We start from the raw sequence: 20,776 nt of genomic DNA on the forward strand, positions 1-20,776 counted from the left end.
AATGCAAAATGAAACAATCGAAGGGTTTAGACTTTCTCCACAGCAACGGCATCTGTGGGGGTTACAGCCAAATAAAAGCCAACAGACTTATCGCGTTCGAGGTGCAATTTTAATTACCGGAAACCTCGATCGAGAGATTTTAACAAGGGCGCTGCAAAATGTCGTGAATCGGCACGAAATCCTGCGGACGAGTTTTCACTGCTTGCCTGGGATGACACTACCCCTGCAAGCGATCGCCAGCACTGGTGAAGTTCCTATCTCGGAATACAATCTGAGCGGTTTGTCTCCCGAAGAACAAGAAGCTAAAATAGAAGCGCTTTTTCAGCAACTAAATCTGCTTCCTTTTGATTTTGAGCGCGGCCCACTTTGGCATCTCTCTTTAGTCACTCGGGCGCAAAACAAGCACCTATTGCTGGCGAACTTCTCTGCCTTAATTGCAGATAGCGTCACCCTGAAAAATTTTACCCGCGAACTCAGTCTTTCTTACTCAGCCTGCGCGTGCGGGGAAGAGTTCTCTGATGAGTCAATGCAATATGCCGATATTGCTGAGTGGCAAAATGAGTTACTCGAATCAGAAGAAACGGCCATCGGCCAAGAATACTGGCGAAAGCTGAACATTGAATCTTTGGATTTATTAACGCTTCCTTGGGAAAAGAAGAATTCAGAAGCGGAATTTAAGCCGCTAGTAGAAAGGGTGGAAATTCGGGGTGATTTGTTGAACAGCCTCGAAGCGATCGCCCCAAAGCACAAAAGCGATATTTCTGCCTTCCTGCTGGCTTGCTGGCAAATTCTCATTTGGCGGCTTACCAGAGAGCCAAACCCGATAATCGGCGTAGCGATTGACGGCAGAAAATATGAAGAATTAGAACACTCTCTGGGGCTGCTGTGCAAATACTTACCCCTACGAGGCCCAGTGCAAGACGAGTTAAATTTCTCACAAGCGAGGCAGCAAGTTGAGCTTAATCTCAACGAGATGTACAACTGGCAAGAATATTTTAGCTGGGAAGAAATCCTAGAAAACGAAAAAAGCAGCAGCTTTTGGCCCGTCTGCTTTGAGTTCCAAGGAGAGCCTAAGAACTATGATAATTTAGACGTTTCATTTTCCCTTGTTCGGCAAGATGCCTGCCTAGAGCCATTCAAACTCAAGCTCTCCTGCCTTCGCCTGTGCAATTCCCTAACCGCTGAATTTCACTACGATTCCGCTTTATTTGCTGCGGCCGATATAAAGCGCTTGTCAGAACACTTTCAGGCGCTCTTAGAAAGCATAGTCAAAAATCCAGAAGTCGCTATCAGTCAGGTAGACATACTGAGCGATCGCGATCGGCTGCAACTTCTCATTGACTTTAACCAAACTCAAAAAGATTACCCGAAAAATAAATGCGTTCATCAGCTTTTTGAAGAACAAGCAGAACGCAACCCAGACAACATTGCCGTCGTCTTTGAAAGTGAAAAAATCACCTACCGAGAACTCAACCATCGCGCCAATCAACTCGCCCATCACCTGCAAAACTTGGGAGTTGAACCAGAAGTCGTTGTTGGCATTTGCCTCGATCGCTCCTTAGAAACAATCGTAGGAATGCTGGGCGTACTCAAAGCCGGTGGTGCCTATTTACCCATCGCTCCAACGACCCCAATAGAGCGCAAAGCGCTAATGCTAGAAGACGCTCAGGTGAAGGTTTTGCTCGTACAACAGCGGCTCATCGAAAGCTTGCCGAAAACTCAGGCAAATATTGTTTGCATAGATACAGACATTCCCACTGTTTCTGCATCTTACACCGCTCGCGCCTCTTCTGACAATTTAGCTTACGTCATCTATACTTCCGGTTCCACTGGCACGCCCAAAGGAGTCGCGATCGAACACCGGCAACTGCTCAATTACCTGCACAGCATTCAGGAAAAATTAAACCTACCAGCCCATGCCAGTTTTGCTACCGTTTCCACCTTCGCCGCCGACTTAGGAAACACAGCGATTTTCCCCGCCCTTTGTTTCGGCGGTTGCCTGCATATTATCTCCCAAGAACGCGCCACCGATCCAGAGGCACTGGGTGAATATTTCTGCCGCCATCCCATCGACTGCCTCAAAATAGTTCCCTCTCACCTAGCCGCCCTTTTAAATTCCTCTCAACCCAAGTCACTTTTGCCTGGTAAACGGCTTATTTTAGGAGGTGAATCTGCCAACTGGAGCTTAATTAAAACACTTCGCAATCTTGCTCCCACTTGCTCAGTATTCAATCACTACGGACCAACTGAAACCACTGTAGGTGTGCTGACTTATCAAGTCGAATTTGATAAAATTGGGTGCGAATTTGACACAGTGCCACTCGGTCTTCCGATTGCCAACACTCAGATTTATATCTTGGATTCTTACTTGCAGTCGGTGCCGATAGGCGTAGCTGGTGAACTGTACATCGGCGGTGATAATTTGGCGCGCGGATATCTTAACCGCCCTGAATTAACCGCAGAAAAATTTATTCCCAATCCATTTGACACGCAAGCAAAGACGCGACTGTACAAAACCGGCGACTTGGCTCGCTATTTGCCAGACGGAAACATCGAATTTATCGGGCGAATTGACGGTCAAGTAAAAATTCGCGGTTTCCGCATTGAATTGGGAGAAATCGAGGCGGTGCTGGGGCAACATCCAGATATCGCGCAGGCTGTAGTTGTGGCGCCAGAAGACGAGATGGCACAAAAGCGCCTCGTGGCTTATTTGATTTCCGAGCAGAAACAAGCACCTACCGACAAGGAAATTCGCAATTTTTTAACGTCAAAATTGCCCGAGTACATGGTGCCTTCTGCTTTTGTGATACTCAAAAGTTTTCCTTTAACTTCTAACGGAAAAATAGACCGACGAGCGCTGCCGGCACCTGACGAAATGCGACCGGAGTTGACAGGAAACTTTGTCGCGCCTCGCACAAATATCGAGGAAGTTTTAGCCGCTATCTGGGCTGAAGTTCTCAAAATTGAAAAAGTCGGCATTTACGACAATTTTTTTGAATTAGGAGGGCATTCCCTATTAGCAACTCAAGTAATTTCCCGAGTGCGCCAAGCATTTCAGGTCGAGTTGCCTTTGCAGCGTTTATTTGAGTCGGCCACTTTCGCCGATTTTGCAGTAGCGATCGCGCAAAAGCAAGCCGAACAAACAGACAGTGAAATGCTCGCTCAAGTTTTAGCAGACCTCGATCAACTGTCAGAAACCGAAATTCAGGAAATTATCGCCCAACAAGGAGTCAGCAAATGAGTGATTTAATCGAACGCATCGCGGCTCTTTCTCCCGAAAAGCGCGAGTTGCTGTTGCAGCGGCTCAACCAGAAAAAAGAAAGCGTTTCGCTAGAAAAAATTCTGCCTCAAAGTCGAGAGTCTAACAATTTTCCTCTGTCGTTTGCTCAACAGCGGTTGTGGTTTTTTGAGCAACTAACTCCCGGCAACTTTACCTATCACATCCTCGCCGGCGTGTGTTTGACGGGAACACTCGACGCGAGAGCTCTCGATCGCAGTCTCAACGAACTTGTCAAGCGTCATGAAGTGTTGCGAACGGCTTTTAAAACAATAAACGGGCAACCCGTTCAGGCGATCGCTTCAAACCTGGAATTGAAAATTTTAGAAATAGATTTGCGAGGTCTTCCTGAAACTGAACAATCTCGCGAAGTAGAACGGTTAATCGCCGCAGAAGCAAAGCTTGCTTTCGATTTGTCACAAGCACCCTTATTGCGTGCCAAATTGCTGCACTTGAGCGATTCCAACTGGGTGCTGCTATTGAGTACGCACCACATCATTTTCGATGCCTGGTCAATGGGAATATTCATCCAGGAACTCGCAACGTTTTATCAAGCCTTTTGCACTGGCAAACCTTCTCCCCTTCCCGAACTGTCGGTACAGTACGCAGACTTTGCAAGTTGGCAGCGCCAGTGGTTGCAGGGAGAAGTTTTAGAGACGCAGCTTGCTTACTGGAAAAAACAGCTTGGAGGCAATCTCCCGGTACTAAATTTGCCAACCGATCGCCCCCGCTCGGCAGTACAAACCTTCCGAGGTGCCGTGCATAAATTCACCATTCCCAAGGCAATCGCAGAGGAAATGACCCTATTAAGCCAGCGGGAAAAAGCTACTTTATTTATGACCCTACTGGCAGCGTTTAAAACATTGCTCTATCGCTACACCGGGCAAGAAGATATTTTAGTCGGCTCCCCCATTGCTAACCGCAACCGACGCGAAATCGAGGAAGTAATTGGCTTATTTGCTAACACCTTAGTTTTCCGCACCAATCTGTCGAGCAACCCGACTTTTAAAGAGTTACTTGGTCGCGTGCGAGAAGTAGCTCTCGGCGCCTATAACCACCAGGACTTGCCCTTCGAGAAACTGGTAGAAATCCTACAGCCCGAACGAGATTTAAGTCATAATCCGCTATTTCAGGTGTTGTTTTCTCTGCGAAATGTTCGGACGCCGCAGATAAAATTGCCAGAAGTGACGTTGAGCAGTTTGGAAATAGAACAGAAAACGGCGAGATTAGATTTAGCGCTTGACCTGGAGGAAGGATTAGAGGGTATTAATGGAACGCTTGAGTATAGCCAAGATTTGTTTGACGCTAGCACTGCACGACGGATAGCCGGACATTTTCTAACCTTACTAGAAAGTATAGCTGCCAATCCCGAAGAGCGGATTTCAAATTTGCAAATATTGACGAAACCTGAACAGCAGCAACTGCTGTTCGAGTGGAACAATACTCAATCGAATTTTCCGCAAGATAAGTGCATACACGAATTATTTGAAGCGCAGACAGAGCGGACGCCGGATGCGATCGCTGTCGTCTTTGAAAATGAATGTCTGACTTACCGGGAACTGAACCAAAAAGCAAATAACCTCGCCAGTTACTTGCAAAAAATCGGTGTCAAACCAGAAGTTTTGGTGGGAATTTATGTCGAACGTTCCCTAGAAATGATGGTAGGGCTTCTCGGCATTCTCAAAGCCGGTGGCGCTTATGTTCCCCTCGATCCAGCGTATCCACCAGAGCGCCTTGCATTCATGCTGGAAGACGCGAAAATTTCAGTGTTACTCACTCAGAAAAAGCTATTAGAAACCCTGCCCAAGAATAGCACCTCCCTCGTGTTTCTGGATGGAGATTGGGAAGGCATATCGAGCAGCGACGAGCCACTCGTGGGTTTACAAAATTCCTCCAATTTAGCCTATGTCATCTATACTTCAGGCTCAACAGGTAAACCCAAAGGAGTGCAAATTTCCCACGCCTCTGCCGTTAACTTCTTGAGTTCTATGCGCCAACAACTCGCGATCGCAGACCGAGATGTTTGGCTAGCAGTAACATCCTTATCTTTTGACATTGCAGCGCTGGAACTGTTCCTGCCTATTACAACAGGTTCTCGGGTTGTTGTAGCCAGCCGAGAAGTGGCATCTAACGGGGAAAAGCTTTTAGAAACATTAACAAATTCTGGCGCGACAGTCATGCAAGCTACTCCAGCCAGTTGGAAAATGCTTTTAGCAGCAGGATGGCAGGGAAACAATCAATTAAAAATACTCTGCGGGGGAGAAGCTTTACCCCGACAGCTAGCCAATCAGTTGCTTTTGCGCGGCGCTTCTGTGTGGAATTTATACGGCCCTACAGAAACCACTATCTGGTCTACTCTCTATCAGGTTGATTGCAAAGATGAATCAGTTTCCATCGGTCGCCCGATCGCTAACACTCAAATTTTCATATTAGACCGCTATTTAATGCCGGTTCCCGTTGGCGTATTTGGCGAACTGCACATCGGCGGTGCCGGCTTATCTAGAGGCTACCTAAACCGACCGGAACTGACCGCAGAGAAGTTTATTCCTAACCCCTTTGCAGAGGACGGAATTCATGCTTCATATCGTTTCCGGTTGCATCGGAATCATAAAATCGAGTCAACAGTCAACAGTCAACAGTCAACAGTCAACAGTCAACAGTCAACAGTCAACAATCCTTCATCGTTTATTCTTTCAGAACGCCTCTATAAAACCGGGGACTTGGCTCGCTATCTCCCAGATGGAAACATTGAATTTATGGGGCGCAGCGACCACCAGGTGAAAGTTCGCGGATTTCGCATCGAATTAGGCGAAATTGAAGCGGTACTCAGCCAATACCCAGCCGTGCGAGAAGCGATCGCACTGGTTCGAGAGGACAATCCGGGCGACAAGCGTTTAGTAGCTTATATCGTTGCTAACTCAGAACTCCGGGGCGGACACGGGGACACAGATCCTACGCATTCAGAATTTATTAATCACTTGCGCGTCTTTCTCAAACAAAAACTGCCGCAGTACATGATGCCGTCAGCGTTTGTGCTGCTGGAAGCAATGCCTTTAACGCCTAACGGAAAAATCGATCGGCGATCGCTAAGAGCACCTGACACAAACACAGCGGAATTCGAGAGCAATTTTACCGAGCCTCGAACTCCAGACGAGCAATTAATAGCAGAAATTTGGGCTGAAGTTCTCGGTTTAGAGCGAGTGGGAATTCACGATAACTTCTTTGAATTGGGAGGACATTCCCTATTAGCTACTCAAGCGATCGCGCGCCTGCGAGAAGCGTTTCAAATTGAATTGCCCCTGCGCGTCTTATTTGAATCGCCAACAGTGGCAAGTTTGAGCGATTCCCTACGGGATAGCTTCGCTTCCCGCATTTCCCAAATCGGCAGCAGCCAGCAAAAACTGGAAGCACCTCCCATCGATCGCGCACCGCGAGGCCCAGAATTGCCCCTTTCTTTCGCACAACAGCGGCTCTGGTTTCTCGATCGGTTGCAACCGGGCGATCCGGCTTACAATATCCCCGCTGCCGTGCGGTTGAAAGGTGCGATCGACGTGACAGCATTAGAGCGTAGTTTCCAAGCAGTTATCAATCGCCACGAAGCCTTGCGGACAACTTTTGGCGCGGTGGAAGGGCGGCCCATTCAGTTGATAATTCCCGAACCTACTTTCGCGCTCTCACTTGTAGATTTGCAGCACTTTCCTCAATCTCAGCGAGAAGCAGAAGCTATGCGACTCGCCGCCGAGGAAGCGCAACAACCTTTTGACTTAGCAAACTGGCCATTAATGCGAGTCACTTTGCTACAGTTAGGCGACACAGAATTTATCTTATTGCTAACCATCCATCACATCGTTGCCGATGGCTGGTCTCTTGGGGTACTCGTGCGGGAAATGGCAACCCTCTACGAAGCTTTTTGCACTGGCAAACCCTCCCCACTTCCCGAACTTTCAATCCAATACGCCGATTATGCCGTGTGGCAGCGAAACTGGCTTTCTGGGGAAGTTTTAGAAGAAAAACTTGCCTATTGGAAGCAACACTTAGGCAATCACTTACCAGTGCTGCAACTGCCTGCCAAACAACCGCGCGCCGCTGTTTCTACCTATCGCGCTGCCGTTCAACCTTTCCAGCTTTCCCCAAACCTTTCCGCAGCGCTCAACAAGCTGAGCCGCCAACAAAATGTCACCCTATTTATGACGTTGCTAGCTGCTCTTGAAACCCTGCTATATCGATCGACAAATCAGGATGACATGGTGGTCGGCACCGACCTCGCCAACCGCACCCAATTGGAAACAGAAGCTCTGATTGGTTTCTTTGTCAATATCTTGCTTTTGCGCGGCGATCTCAGTGGCAATCCTACTTTCATTGAATTGCTCGATCGCGTGCGCGAAGTCACCTTAAAAGCCTACGCTCACCAGGATTTACCATTCGACAAATTGGTGGAGGAATTGCGGCCCGATCGCAGCCTGAATCAAACACCGCTCTTTCAAGTCTTATTCGTCATGCAAAATATGCCCATGCCTACTTTAGAGCTAGGCGGGTTAACTTTGACTCCCTTAGAACTTGACAGCGGCATCGCTAAATTTGATTTAGTTCTCTTCGTGGGAGAAACCGAGCAAGGAATTGCAGGCACTTGGAAGTACAACACTGACCTTTTCGATGCCGCCGCCATCGAGCAAATGTCCAGCCGTTTTGAAACCTTACTCAACAGCATTGTGGCGGAGCCTGAGACTCGGTTAAATAACTTAGAAATTCTCACAAAAGCGGAAAGGGAACAACAAGCAATGCAAGAAGTCAAGCGCGAAAAGCTGAATTTTAGCAAGTTTAAGAGTGTTAAACCGAAAGTAGTCACTCTGCCAGACGGCGAGTTGATAAAAACCGAATTTCTCCAGCCTGGGGAACTATTGCCGCTAGTCATTAAACCCGCTGCCAGCGATGTCGATCTCATTGATTGGGCAAAAAACAGCCGAACTTTGATCGAAACAAAATTGCAGCAACACGGCGCAATTTTGTTTCGAGGCTTCACCGAGCCCTTAGTTTCTACTTTCGAGCAGTTTGCCTTGGGGATTTGTCCGCAACTGTTCGGCGAGTACGGAGATTTGCCGCGCGAAGGAATCGGCGGAAAAGTTTACGGTTCGACCCCTTATCCTGCCGAGCAAACCATCTTCTTTCACAACGAAAGTTCGCACCTGCACCGTTGGCCCATGAAAATCTGGTTTTTCTGCGTTCAACCCGCGCAGTCAGGCGGCGAAACCCCGATCGTTGATTGTCGGAAAGTTTACCAGTTGCTAGACCCCAAACTCCGAGAAAAATTCGCCCAAAAGCAACTGATGTACGTCCGCAACTACACCGACGGACTCGATGTAAGCTGGCAAGAATTTTTCAAAACGGCGCATAAAACTGAGGTGGAACAATATTGCCGTCAAGCGGGCATAGAATTTGAGTGGAAAGACGGAAATAAGCTCAGAACTCGCAAGCGGAGGCCGGCGATCGCCAAGCACCCCAAAACTGGAGAGATGGTATTTTTTAACCAACTTCCTTTGCACCACATTTCATGCTTAGATCCGGCCGTCCGCAACTCCTTATTATCTGTCTTTGGAGAAGGAAACCTGCCTCGCAATGTTTATTACGGCGACGGCACTCCCATTGAAGACTCGGTAATGGCAGAAATTCAGGTCGTCTATCAGCAGGCAACCGTTAGTTTCCCTTGGCAAGCTGGCGACATATTAATGTTAGATAATATGTTGGCTGCTCACAGCCGCAATCCATTTGTCGGGCAGCGCAAAATTGTGGTGGCAATGGGCGAAATGATCGGTGAAGCAGAGATTTAAAAGCTGAATCCTCTCTCGCAAAAGTCGGCCAAGTCTGACTCTGGTATGAATTTATAATTGCCAGTAGCCGCCACTTGAACGCCTTCCCCATAGTCTGTTTTAACTGAGATGTTGCACCATTCTCAATTACTTGTTTAGGAACAGGCAAGATGCCTGTTCCACAAGAGAAAAATTTTATTGTGGAACAGGCAAGATGCCTGTTCTTGACAATGGTACAAGATGCTAGTTTTAACAGACTTGAGCTATAAGCTTTGGACTAAAGTTCCTGGCGATCCTAAAACATAAAGCAATATAACCAATGCAAACAATTAATGGATTTCGGCTTTCTCCTCAACAAAAATATCTGTGGCTGTTGCAACAAGATAGTCCCGCTTATCGCGCTCAATGTGCGATTTTGATCGAGGGCAATTTCCAAACAAATGTCTTAAAAGAAGCGCTGCAAAAAGTCAGCGATCGCCACGAAATTCTGCGGACGAGCTTTCAGCGACGTTCTGGGATTAAATTTCCCATTCAAGTGATAAACGATCGCAGCTTAATTTCCTGGCATAGTGTTAATCTTGAATGCTTGACGCCGCCAGAACAAGTGGCTAAACTATCTGAATTTTTTCAAAACGAAAAAAGCTCAGTTTTCAACTTTGAACAAAATCCAATTTGGCGCTTATCCTTAATTTTTCTATCAGCAAACAGGCACATTTTGGTGGTCAGCCTGCCTTCCCTGTGCGCCGATTCTCGCACCCTCAAAAATATAATTCGAGAAATTAGCCAGTGTTATGCAGCTTGCTTGCAAGGTGAGGAATTCGCCGACGAAGTGGTGCAATATGTCCAATATTCGGAATGGCAGAATGAATTGATTGAGGATGAAGAGGCTGCAGAGGGCAAAAAATATTGGACTGAGCGGGACTACTCGGCGCTAGCCAGTTTAAAATTGCCTTTTGAAAATAAAATAATCGGCGTTTCTGATGCCTTTGAACCCAAGTGTTTTGAGGTTAAAATAGAACCGAGCTTACTAGAAGAAATAGAAGCGATCGCCCGCCGCTACAAAACCTCAATATCTGCTTTCTTTCTAGCTTGCTGGAAAACGTTGCTCTGGCGGCGGGCGGGAAAGGCAGAAATCATTATTGGCACCGCCTTCGACAATCGCAAATATGAAGAATTAGAACCAGCACTCGGTCTATTTGCCAAGTTTTTACCGCTTCGCAGCCAACTGCAAGAAAATTTTACCTTTCAGGAAGTTTGGCAGGAAATTCAGCAATCCGAAAGCGAGGCTTATAAATGGCAGGAATATTTCAACCGGGATGATATAAACGGATCGGCTGGATTGCCATTTTGCTTTGAGTTCGAGGAACAAGTAGAAAAGTATGCGGCGGCTGGCGTAGATTTTTCAATTTACCAGCAATATGTCTGCGGCGATCACTTCAAAGTTAAACTCTCCTGCGTGCGCCGAGAGGATGCTCTCATCGCTGAGTTTCACTACGATCCGGCCTTGATAGGGGAACAAGCGATCCAATGTTTAGCAGAGCAATTCTACACCTTAATAAAAAGTGCTGCTAATCAGCCAGAAACCGCTCTCGGCGAGTTGGAAATTCTGAGCGATCGCGCCCGCCACCAAGTCTTAGTTGAGTTCAACCAAACACAGAAAGATTACCCAAAAGACAAGTGCATTCACCAGCTATTTGAGCAACAAGTGGAGCGCGTACCAGATCGCCTTGCGGTTGTGTGTGACAATCAGCAACTCACCTACCGAGAACTCAACGCCCGCGCCAACCAAATCGCTCATTACCTACAACAATTAGGAGTAAAATCCGAAGGATTAGTGGGAATTTGTGCTGAGCGATCTGTGGATGCGATCGCCGGAATGCTCGGCATTCTCAAAGCAGGCGGCGCATACTTGCCACTCGATCCGGCCATGCCAAAAGAGCGCCTCGCCTTGATGTTGCAGGATGCCGGAGTCGCAGTGCTATTAACGCAACAACAGCTAATCGAAAACTTGCCAAAAACTCAGGCAAAAATCGTTTGCTTAGACGCAGAAATGCCCTCTGTCTCCCCCTCTCTCTCTCCTCATCTCTCTCCTGAAAATTTAGCTTATGTCATTTATACTTCCGGTTCCACTGGCACGCCAAAGGGAGTGGCAATTGAACACCGATCGCTCGTCAATTACCTCTACAGCATTCAGGAACGGCTAAACCTGCCATCAGGTGGCAGTTTCGCAACCGTTTCTACCTTGGCAGCAGACTTAGGAAATACAGTAATTTTTCCAGCTTTATGTACGGGAGGAAGCCTTCACATAATTTCCCAGGAACGCGCCACCGATCCAGAGGCGATCGCTACTTACTTTCAGCAGCATTCCATTGACTGTCTCAAAATCGTTCCCTCCCATCTAAAAGCTTTATTAACTGCTTCTGATCCGGCGCAGGTTTTGCCGAAAAAGCGATTAATCCTTGGCGGCGAGCCCTTAAGTTGGAATTTGCTCGAAACTATTCAGAAATACGCCCCAGACTGTTCAGTCTTCAACCATTACGGGCCAACAGAAGCAACCGTAGGCGTGCTGGCTTATCCCATCAAAGACCGAGAAAATTGTATTTCTGAGACAGTTCCCCTCGGTCGCCCTATCAATAACGCGCAGATTTATTTACTTGATTCGCACTTGCAGCCAGTTGCCATTGGCGTGTCCGGCGAGTTATACATCGGCGGTGCTTCTTTAGCTCGCGGCTATCTAAACCAACCCCAATTAACAGCAGAAAAATTCATCATCAACCCCTTCGACGCCGAACAAGGAGCGCGTCTGTATAAAACAGGAGATTTGGCTCGGTATTTGCCGGACGGAAATATTGAGTTTTTAGGACGGATCGACAGCCAAGTTAAACTGCGAGGGTTCCGCATTGAATTGGGGGAAATAGAAGCAGCGCTATCTCAACATTCCGCTGTGCGCGAAGCAGTAGTTTTGCTACTGGAAAATGAACCGGGGAATCAGCGCTTAGTTGCCTATGTTGTACCCGCGAGGGAATCAGCGATCGCTATTAACGAGCTGCGGTCATTTTTAAAAGAAAAACTGCCCGACTACATGGTTCCTTCTGCTTTTGTCGTACTGAAAGCATTGCCCCTCACTGCTAATGGAAAAATAGACCGGCGGGCGCTGCCAGCGCCGGAGGCGGCGAGAGCCGATTTAGCAGATACTTTTGTCACTCCTAGCACTCCCATTGAGAAAATGCTGGCTGAGATTTGGGCCCAACTGCTAGGGCTGGAAAAAGTGGGAATTTATGACAATTTCTTTGATTTGGGGGGACATTCATTACTGATTACTCAGTTGCTAGCAAAGGTAAGAGATTCTTTCCAAAAGGAATTGCCCTTGCGCCGTTTCTTTGAAGCGCCTACCATCGCTGCTTTAGCAAAGAATATTGAGGTGAAGCATGGGGCGGATTCTGCGGGCGATCGCACTGCAAGTTTCGATATTAACGCTGAAGTTGTTTTAGATCCGGCAATTCGCCCTGCAACTCCATTGAGCGAGCCAAAAACTGAACCAGCTTGCATTTTCTTAACAGGGACGACGGGCTTTTTGGGAGCCTTTTTACTCCGCGACCTCTTGCAACAAACTCAAGCAGAAATTTATTGCCTAGTCCGTTCTGCCGATTCAGAATCAGCTAAAAAGCGGATTCAAAGCAGCCTCGAATCCTATTTAATTTGGGATGAAAGCAGCAGCGATCGCATTATCCCAATTGCTGGAGATTTGTCTCAACCACTTTTGGGGCTTTCCGAAGAGCAGTTCCTAGTTTTAGCCAGTAAAATTGATGTCATTTACCACAATGGCGCGTTTGTCAAGTTTACTTATCCCTACTCTGTTCTCAAACCCGCTAACGTTTTGGGGACGCAGGAAGTTCTGAGATTGGCGAGTCAAACTAAGCTAAAACCCGTCCATTTAATTTCTACGATTTCCGTTTTCTCGGCAATGGGGGAATCTGGGATTAAGGTGGTGCGAGAGGAGGATGAACTAACTCCCGGAGAGGGTCTAAAAGGCGCTTACACTCAGACTAAGTGGGTGGCAGAAAAGTTAGTAGAGGTCGCGCGCGGTCGGGGCGTTCCTGTTAGCATTTACAGGCCAGGTCGCATTTGTGGGGACAGCCAAACAGGGGCTTGCAATCCCAGTGACTTACTGTACAGGTTAATCGCTGGTTGCGTGCAACTTGGATGTGCGCCCGATGACGATAAGCTGATGAATGTAGCGCCTGTTGACTATGTGAGCCGAGCGATCGTTCATCTTTCGAGCCAAAAAGAATTGCTCGGAAAGACTTTTCATTTAGTCAACCCTCAGTCCTTTCAAATGAGTGAATTGCTTGGCTGGATTTGCTCCATGGGTTATCCAATCAAACGAGTTTCGTCTGAGACTTGGCAAGCAGAAATAATCAATCGCGCTGGATATTCTCCAGAAAATGCGTTGTATCCGCTTGTCGGTCTTTTCTCGGAAAAAGTTTCGGAAGCAGAAATGGCTAAATCTGCCACGCTGCAATTCGATTGCCAGAATGCGTTGAAGGGACTTTCTGGAACGGACATTATCTGCCCGCAAGCGGATGCGAGTTTGTTTCGGACTTATTTTTCCTATCTCGTCGATCGCCAGTTAATAGAGGCTTCCAAACATCTGGTCTAAAAATGTAGACGCGCGAGCGATCGCGCTTCTACCTTGCTCACTTTGAGGAGGATTTTCAATGAAGGAGGGCTTAAACTTAATGAATGTTAGCTTAGGAAATAATAATGCGATCGCGATCGCAGGCAGAGCTACCGCAGAAGGAACGCAGCGTTACAGGGAACGGCACAACAAAAATTGTGCAGCCGATCACTTCGGAGAAACTGGTTCGCTTGTTGTCAGCTCGATTGGAATTGGCACTTACCTTGGCGAACCAGATGAGTATACTGACACTCTGGTGGCGGAAGCTGTAGTTGAATCGGTTCGGCGGGGTGCCAACGTAATTGACTCAGCAATTAACTACCGCTACCAGTACGGAGAGCGGAGTGTCGGAAAGGCTATCCGGCGTCTCCTGGAATCGGGAGAAGCTTCAAGGGATGAACTAATTATCTGTACGAAAGGCGGCGTTGTTCCGCATCCAAATCCAAACCATGTAGACTGGTTTTATCAGCAGTACGTCGAGCCAAGCAACTCTACTGTCAGCATGGCAGATTTGGCCCAGGAGCGTTACTGCATCCACCCACAATACATTAAAGATCAGCTTAATTGGAGCCTCGCCAACCTCGGCATTGAGACAATCGATGTCTACTATCTTCACAATCCAGAAAAGCTACTTTCTCAAGTTGAACCAGATACTTTTTACAATCGGTTGCGAGAAGTTTTTGAGGTACTTGAAGGTGCAGTTTTAGCTGGAAAAATTGCCAATTACGGTCTGGCAACTTGGAATGCTTTTCGCGTACTTCCAACTGAAACAAACCATATCGATTTGGCGCGTGCGAAGTCCATTGCTCGGGAAGTAGCTGGGAACAAAGAGGATCGGTTTCGGTTTATCCAGCTTCCTTTGAATATGGGGATGCCGGAAGCGGTGCTAACTCCAACTCAAACAATCGAAGGAGAACAAGTCTCAGTATTGGAAGCTGCCGATCGCTTAGGCATTTGGGCGATCGCCAGTAGGTCGATCTGTGAAGCGCAGGTTATCGGTCAGATCCCAGAAAAGATTGCTTCTGCCTTTGGCGAAAGCTTGCGGACAGACTGCCAGCGGGCGCTCCAATATACCCGGAGCGCCCCTGGCCTCCTGAGTGCCCTTGTAGGGATGAAAGCGCCAAAACATATCGAAGAGAACCTAGCCCTTGCTGCTGTCGGGCGGCTTGGGAGAGCAAGCTTTCAGGAACTTACTGATTCAATTGTTGAAGTGTTAAAGGGAAATTGAAGTTCCCCTTGCCGGAGAACGGCTGAACTTAAAATCTTGAATGGCATTATGGAATAGTTTCAGTTAATGTTTATGGTTCTTCCGTACTTAGTGTCCTAAAATTGGATATTATTGTAACATTTTAGCCCACTAAGTACGCAAGCTTCCTGATTACTGACTAAATCAATCATTAATAAATTCACCTTCACAGATAATCGAGTCTCTGTTCTCCAAATCTTCTTGATTCCAGACCGCGTTTAATGCTGCTGAACTTAAAGAAGTTGACATCGTATTTAAGGTTGTGTTGTAGTATTCGACAGCATTATTAAGTTCTACCTGTGGCGCTTCCTTAAAGTACGAATTAATATCAGGCGTGCACCGCTGGGCCTGGTAGTATACATAAGCTTCAGCATTAATGCACATTACGTGGTAAAAATCTCTATTTGCTGCCGTCACATCTCCAAGTTTATACAGCGCTAAACCCCGGTTGAGATAAGCTTTAACATAGTTGGGCTCTAGTTCCACTGCTTTGTCAAAGTCTTCAATTGCAAGCTGCATTTGTTTTAATTTATAGCGAACGCAACCTCTGTTATAATAGGCATAAACATTTTGTGGATCGATGCCGAGTGCAGTGTTGTAATCGGCGATCGCCTGCGTATTGTCTCCTAATTGGTGGTAACAGAGACCTCGATTTATGTAAGCTTTGATATATTTAGGATTCAACCGCAGCGTTTCGTTAAAGTTTTCTGTTGCTGCCTCTTTTTCTCCCAAAAGGTAGTAAGCGCGCCCCCGGTTGTAATAGGTTTTATAATTGTGGGAATTGAGAGAGAGAGCTCGATTGTAGTCTTCTATTGCTTCTTCGTAATTTCCTAAATTAGCAAGTACAAGTCCCCGGTTGTTGTAGATAGCATGGCTGTTAGGCTTATTTGCTAAAGCGCAGTTGAGATCTTCAATGGCTTTTTCGTGTTCTCCGAGATGACGCCAAGCATTGCCTCGATTCAAGTAAGCCTCGAAGAAATTAGGATTGATATCTAGGGCTTGGCTGAGGTCTGCGATCGCTTTTTGGTAGTCTTTCATGTAGTAGTAAACCAAGCCGCGATTGTTATAGGCTTTGGCATCCGCGGGATTGACTTGCAGTATCTGATCGAAGTCCTCAAGTGCTGCTTCATAGTTTCCTTTCTTGGCGCTGTGCAAACCACGCTTGTAAAATTGTTTGAGGTTCATAGGTCAACTTTCAGGATTGCTTGATGCTGGGGGTTGATTCCTGTGCAGTCAGTTTTGAGTTCGACAGCCGTTAATCTGTTGAAAGAGCATCCACCTGCGGTCAGAGTAACTCTTAAATGATTCCCGGCAATCTACCCTAAACAGGATTTTGGGTTTATTTTAACAGTAGTTAAATCCTGTTGAAAGGCTCTGCACGTCGGCTGGATTTACTTATTAGTCAGTTCGATTGTTTACCCGACGATCGACTGGATCTCAAAAGTCTAGTTTTACTTGGTGCTGTATAAATTGTTGCCAGCAGTCCTACCGAGTAAACTCTATATTTTTTTGACAAACTTCGTCCCATTATTTGCTGCAGTACGTCTCTACAAACTTTTGTTGCCTAATTACCAATTACCGATTGATTTCCTCTTCCACATAAACAGTCAATTTCTCCAAATCTGGAAGTTCAATCAATTCTTGTTCCTTTTCCTTAACCGACACGGGCATCATCACAGGTTTACGGTGCTCGATCCAGCAACTCGCCAGCGGTAAAGTTTGTTCCAAATCTTCCAAAGGCCTCGGAATTACCATCACCGCGTTCAACTCGCCAATTCGCTCAGCTTCGTACATCCCGGCCTCTACGGCTACTGCTACATCTGCAACTGCACCGCGAATAATTGCCGTGCACAAACCGGCGCCAATTTTCTCGTAAGCTGCCAAGTGTACGTCTGCGGATTTGAGCATAGCATCGCAAGCACCGACCATTGCCGGAAATCCCCGCGTTTCGAGCAAACCGATCGCCTGATTGCTAAGCCGAGAATAATTGCCACTTTCGGAAAGTTCAGTCAGCCGAAAGCCGATCGGCAAAACCACTTCCAAATTAGCCAAAGGTCTAGGAATCACCAACTTAGAAACAAACTGCCCGAACTGTTCGGCAGTTTGAGCTCCAGCTTCCACAGCCAAACGCACATCCGAAATTCTGCCCCGGACGATCGCGGTACAGTGACCGGAACCAATTTTTTCGTATCCTACTAAAATCACTCCTGCCGACTTCAGCATCATGTCAGCAGTCCCCACAATTGCCGGAAAACTCTTGGTGGATACCAAACCCAAAGCAGTGTCTTTGAAGTATTCCTGGCGCTGCGATCGCTCTTCGTGACTGTTACGATCTGTTTGTCCGTCCATCTTCTATTACCTTTAGAAACTTCCCAAAATAAAAATTTGTTGATAGTTTTAGTTTCTCAGATGAGAAGACAGACTGCACGAGCTACAAGACACAGATTGCTGCTGCAAGGCCTTACAAATTGCTGAGCTACCAATAATATGAGATTACCTATTTATATTTGATCTTTCTGCCTTCAGCATAGCTGCCTTTTGCCGAAATGACGGCTACCCGGAACCGCCCGATAGAGTTTGGCCGTTTTCGTCCGATCGATTAAAAGCTTGCCGGTGCGGAAACAGCGTCCCCAACAGCCGATTGATGTGAGCTTGACCGTAGAGAATAGTCGGCGTTTCCCCTGGTTGGGGAGGCTCTGCTGCGGTGGATTCCGGCGGGTCTGGGGCAGTCTCCGGCTCCGTTTGAGGCGGTGTTGGGGCGGGTTGTGGCGGCTCGATCGGCTCGATCGGTCGATCGACTGGTGGCGTAGTCGCTTCGGGGGTTTCTGGTGATGTTGGCGCTGCTGTTGGCGCTGTTGCGGTTGCTTCTTCTGCAGCGGCTTGGCGGCTGGTATCTCCCATTAGAGAACCTGCTGGCATAATTTGCATTTTTTCGATACAAGGATTGATTAGGGTCGTTCCGGCGCCAATACAGGCATTTTCCCCGATCGTTCCCGCACCTACCACCAGCACCCCTGCACCCAGAATAACGCCCGCCGCGATTTCCAGAGTACCTTCACGGGCGTGAAGGATAACTCCCATACCGATACAGGCACCGGCGGCGATCGAGATCCGGCTGCCCGGAGCTGCTTGCAGGATTGCTCCAGGGGCGATCGCCGCACCCTCATTCACAACTACATCGCCACTCATCAAAATCTGAGAGTTGCTACTTAATTGCAGTGGCGATAAATACATTCAACTTCACCATGAAAGGAGCTATTTTTTTAGATCAAAGGACTTTAAATTATGGGTTTTTTCGACTAATAAATTTAACCATGTCAATCTAAGAAACGATAATTTACTAATACTGAGAAGATTGATGCTTTAACGTTTTCTAGAAAGTTCCAGAAGATTCTAGATTTTGACCAGCCCTTCTCAATCGAGCTTTTTAACTATCTCAAATCCAACTTCAATCCGCTTGGATTTCTCCCGTGGGCACCTGTGCGAGGGCTTAACGGGAGAAACAAGCTAATTACCAGGCAAATTAAGGTCGTTGGATAATTTCTTCGAGGACCCGGCGCTTCGCCTTGGAGTCGATGCCAAGCAAACGGACGTACTCGCCACTGTGTTCTTTGAGACAGCTTTCGAGGGCAGAAATCACTTCAGATTCGCGGTTGGATGCGATCGGGGCACAACTGCTCCAAGAACCGGTGCGGAAACGGCGCGCGTCGGCGTGTTCCGTGCCAATTTTGTAGCCTTGGGAAAGCAGGTTGCGGATTTGGTCGATCGTCTTGCCGGTCAAACTTCCGTTGCTCGCCGAACCAGTCGAAGCTGCTTTGTATCCCGATGTTGCTGCCGACTTAGATGTTCCTGCCGGGTTAGCCGATTGACCAACCGGGCCGTCGGGACGCTGAATAATTTCTTCAACTATGCGTCGCTTAGCTTTCGGGTCAATCCCGATCAAGCGCACGTACTCGCCCGGGTACTCGTTCATCACAGCTTCCAAAGCGGCGATCGCCTCAGATTCGTTTCTCACTTGCAGCGAAGCCCCGCTTTGCCAAGAACCGGTGCGGAAGCGGCGCGCGTCGGCGTGTTCCGTCCCCACCTTGTAGCCTTGAGCTAGCAAGCCGCGAACCTGAGCCACTGTTTCGGCACTCAATTTTCCGCTTGACACGGAACCGCTATTGTGGTTGGAAGCTTGTGCAACTTTACCGTTAGATTGGTGAGTTTTCGCACCGTTAGAACCGTTAGAGCCGTTGTCTCCCGGTCTTTGGACGATTTCTTCTAGTACGCGGCGCTTGGCTTTGGTGTCAATCCCGATCAAGCGGACGTATTCTCCTTGGTGTTCAGCCATGCAAGCTGACAAAGCCGCGATTACTTCTGAGTCACGGGTTGAGGAAATCGGGCCGCAAGTGCGCCAAGAACCGGTACGGAAGCGGCGCGCGTCGGCGTGTTCGGCTCCCACGCTGTATCCTTGGGCTAGTAAATTGCGGATGCTATCGGCTAGAGTTGGACTCAATTGGGTGCCGGCATGGGTAGAATATTTGGTTTGATTCATGTTTGGGTTTGTACTTTTCTCGTTGCGAATTGGTGCTAGACAGGCGATGTTCTCAGCGCAGCGATAACCCGTTCTCAGAGCGTCATTGATGCCGATGACATGGGTTGCAAATTGAACGTCAGAATCTTGAACGTCTGGCAAGCGATCGGCTTGCTTCTGATTAGTGATGATGGCTCCCGAAGGCACGTACTTACCCGGGGGAATCTCCACATCTTTAATTAGTACGTGCATCATGACAATGCAGCCTTTGCCCACTCTGGCATTGAACACCGTAGAGCGAAAGCCGATAAAGCTATCCTCGCCCACGTAGGCAGGGCCGTGAATTAAACTCATGTGGGTGAGGGAAGTATTTTTCCCCACCCACACAGAATAGGATTTGCCGTCGTCTCCTGTGACTCGGCCTTGTTCTAGGCCGTGAATCACTACTCCGTCTTGAATGTTGCTTCCTTGTCCGATATAAAAAGGAGTACCTTCATCGGCGCGAATAGATGTCCCGGGGGCAATCATCACATTAGAACCGATATGCACATCCCCAATAATGTTAGAAAAGGAATGTACGAAGGCGGTATCGTGAATTTTGGGCTCAGCCAAGTTTTTCGACCAAGGCGTCGGGGGAGCCGCAACGTTGCGGACTGCCATAAATTAAGTTCTCCTAAGCTGAAAAATCTTTTTGTTAGTTGTTAGTTGGTAGTTGTTAGTTGTTAGTTGTTAGTTGTTAGTTATTTTTCCACTAACTGCTAACTGCTAACGGTTGCAACTAGCCGTATGGGTCGTCTTTTTTACTGTAAATGAGGCGGTTTTCTACATTGACAGTATCTATAATGCCTACTACCAGAGCATCGATCGGACGGTTTTCGCTTCCGGGTGCAATCCGGGCTGCGCTGCCTCGGGTTACTAAAACCCATTCATCGATACCAGCACCCACACAATCAGCGGCTACCTCATAGCCGGGAACTGGCGAACCTTCCTCATCGATGAATTGCAGCAGTAGAAATTTCGATCCTCTCAGCGTCGGCTCTTTTTGGGTACTGACAACTGTGCCGAGAACTTTGGCCATTTGCATTTTAGGTAATAGGTAATAGGTAATTGGTAATTGTCATTTTTACACTGTCACTTGTCTTTTTTTTATTAGCTCTGTCCTCAGTCCGCTGTCCGCCTTTTAGATCTTCGTCTAGTAACTAATGACTAATGACTCATGACTCATGACTAATAACCAATATCCCATACCCACCTC

At 47.5% G+C, this 20,776-nt stretch carries 9 protein-coding genes; 4 read left to right on the plus strand and 5 right to left on the minus strand.

Going from position 1 to position 20,776, the window contains the following annotated elements; all coding sequences use genetic code 11:
* Nucleotide 1 precedes the first annotated feature (1 nt).
* The 4 genes from QUA74_RS10295 to QUA74_RS10310 all read left to right on the plus strand — a co-directional run bounded on the left by QUA74_RS10295 (nucleotide 2) and on the right by QUA74_RS10310 (nucleotide 14,987).
* Entirely contained in the window at nucleotides 2–3,241 is a 3,240-nt protein-coding gene (locus tag QUA74_RS10295) for an amino acid adenylation domain-containing protein (RefSeq protein ID WP_333327700.1), read from the plus strand.
* On the plus strand, nucleotides 3,238–9,102 hold the full coding sequence (locus QUA74_RS10300; RefSeq protein ID WP_333327703.1) for an amino acid adenylation domain-containing protein: 5,865 nt from the start codon (nucleotides 3,238–3,240) through the stop codon (nucleotides 9,100–9,102). The genes QUA74_RS10295 and QUA74_RS10300 overlap by 4 nt, the downstream gene beginning before the upstream one ends.
* 298 nt (nucleotides 9,103–9,400) lie before the next feature.
* Nucleotides 9,401–13,741, plus strand: a complete 4,341-nt coding sequence (locus QUA74_RS10305) for an amino acid adenylation domain-containing protein (protein ID WP_333327706.1) — start codon at nucleotides 9,401–9,403, stop codon at nucleotides 13,739–13,741.
* A 58-nt stretch (nucleotides 13,742–13,799) separates the two neighbouring features.
* Nucleotides 13,800–14,987 (plus strand): aldo/keto reductase, encoded by a 1,188-nt coding sequence (locus QUA74_RS10310; RefSeq protein ID WP_333327708.1) that lies wholly within the window; start codon nucleotides 13,800–13,802, stop codon nucleotides 14,985–14,987.
* A 162-nt stretch (nucleotides 14,988–15,149) separates the two neighbouring features.
* Here QUA74_RS10310 and QUA74_RS10315 read toward each other — a convergent pair whose 3' ends face one another.
* From QUA74_RS10315 to QUA74_RS10335, 5 genes are all read right to left on the minus strand, one after another.
* The gene (locus QUA74_RS10315; RefSeq protein WP_333327711.1) at nucleotides 15,150–16,190 is read right to left on the minus strand and encodes a tetratricopeptide repeat protein; all 1,041 of its coding nucleotides are present in this window, start codon (nucleotides 16,188–16,190) and stop codon (nucleotides 15,150–15,152) included.
* Between the two features lie 390 nt (nucleotides 16,191–16,580).
* The gene (locus QUA74_RS10320) at nucleotides 16,581–17,354 is read right to left on the minus strand and encodes a BMC domain-containing protein (RefSeq protein ID WP_333045652.1); all 774 of its coding nucleotides are present in this window, start codon (nucleotides 17,352–17,354) and stop codon (nucleotides 16,581–16,583) included.
* A gap of 204 nt (nucleotides 17,355–17,558) precedes the next feature.
* Nucleotides 17,559–18,239, minus strand: a complete 681-nt coding sequence (locus tag QUA74_RS10325; RefSeq protein ID WP_333327714.1) for a carbon dioxide concentrating mechanism protein — start codon at nucleotides 18,237–18,239, stop codon at nucleotides 17,559–17,561.
* Nucleotides 18,240–18,528: 289 nt separating this feature from the next.
* Nucleotides 18,529–20,181 carry a ribulose bisphosphate carboxylase small subunit gene (locus tag QUA74_RS10330; protein WP_333327717.1) on the minus strand — a complete coding sequence of 551 codons (1,653 nt, stop codon included), beginning with the start codon at nucleotides 20,179–20,181 and terminating at the stop codon, nucleotides 18,529–18,531.
* Nucleotides 20,182–20,299: 118 nt separating this feature from the next.
* The gene (locus QUA74_RS10335; RefSeq protein ID WP_006635057.1) at nucleotides 20,300–20,605 is read right to left on the minus strand and encodes a EutN/CcmL family microcompartment protein; all 306 of its coding nucleotides are present in this window, start codon (nucleotides 20,603–20,605) and stop codon (nucleotides 20,300–20,302) included.
* Nucleotides 20,606–20,776 lie beyond the last annotated feature (171 nt).

The sequence above is a fragment of the Microcoleus sp. LAD1_D3 genome (genome assembly GCF_036702135.1).
GTDB lineage: Bacteria > Cyanobacteriota > Cyanobacteriia > Cyanobacteriales > Microcoleaceae > Microcoleus.

Bases quoted from the DNA above. Each gene is read 5' to 3' on its own strand.
- QUA74_RS10315 (WP_333327711.1), bottom strand. From the start codon at position 16,190: ATGAACCTCAAACAATTTTACAAGCGTGGTTTGCACAGCGCCAAGAAA.
- QUA74_RS10305 (WP_333327706.1), top strand. From the start codon at position 9,401: ATGCAAACAATTAATGGATTTCGGCTTTCTCCTCAACAAAAATATCTG.
- QUA74_RS10295 (WP_333327700.1), top strand. From the start codon at position 2: ATGCAAAATGAAACAATCGAAGGGTTTAGACTTTCTCCACAGCAACGG.
- QUA74_RS10310 (WP_333327708.1), top strand. From the start codon at position 13,800: ATGAAGGAGGGCTTAAACTTAATGAATGTTAGCTTAGGAAATAATAAT.
- QUA74_RS10335 (WP_006635057.1), bottom strand. From the start codon at position 20,605: ATGCAAATGGCCAAAGTTCTCGGCACAGTTGTCAGTACCCAAAAAGAG.
- QUA74_RS10330 (WP_333327717.1), bottom strand. From the start codon at position 20,181: ATGGCAGTCCGCAACGTTGCGGCTCCCCCGACGCCTTGGTCGAAAAAC.
- QUA74_RS10300 (WP_333327703.1), top strand. From the start codon at position 3,238: ATGAGTGATTTAATCGAACGCATCGCGGCTCTTTCTCCCGAAAAGCGC.
- QUA74_RS10325 (WP_333327714.1), bottom strand. From the start codon at position 18,239: ATGTATTTATCGCCACTGCAATTAAGTAGCAACTCTCAGATTTTGATG.
- QUA74_RS10320 (WP_333045652.1), bottom strand. From the start codon at position 17,354: ATGGACGGACAAACAGATCGTAACAGTCACGAAGAGCGATCGCAGCGC.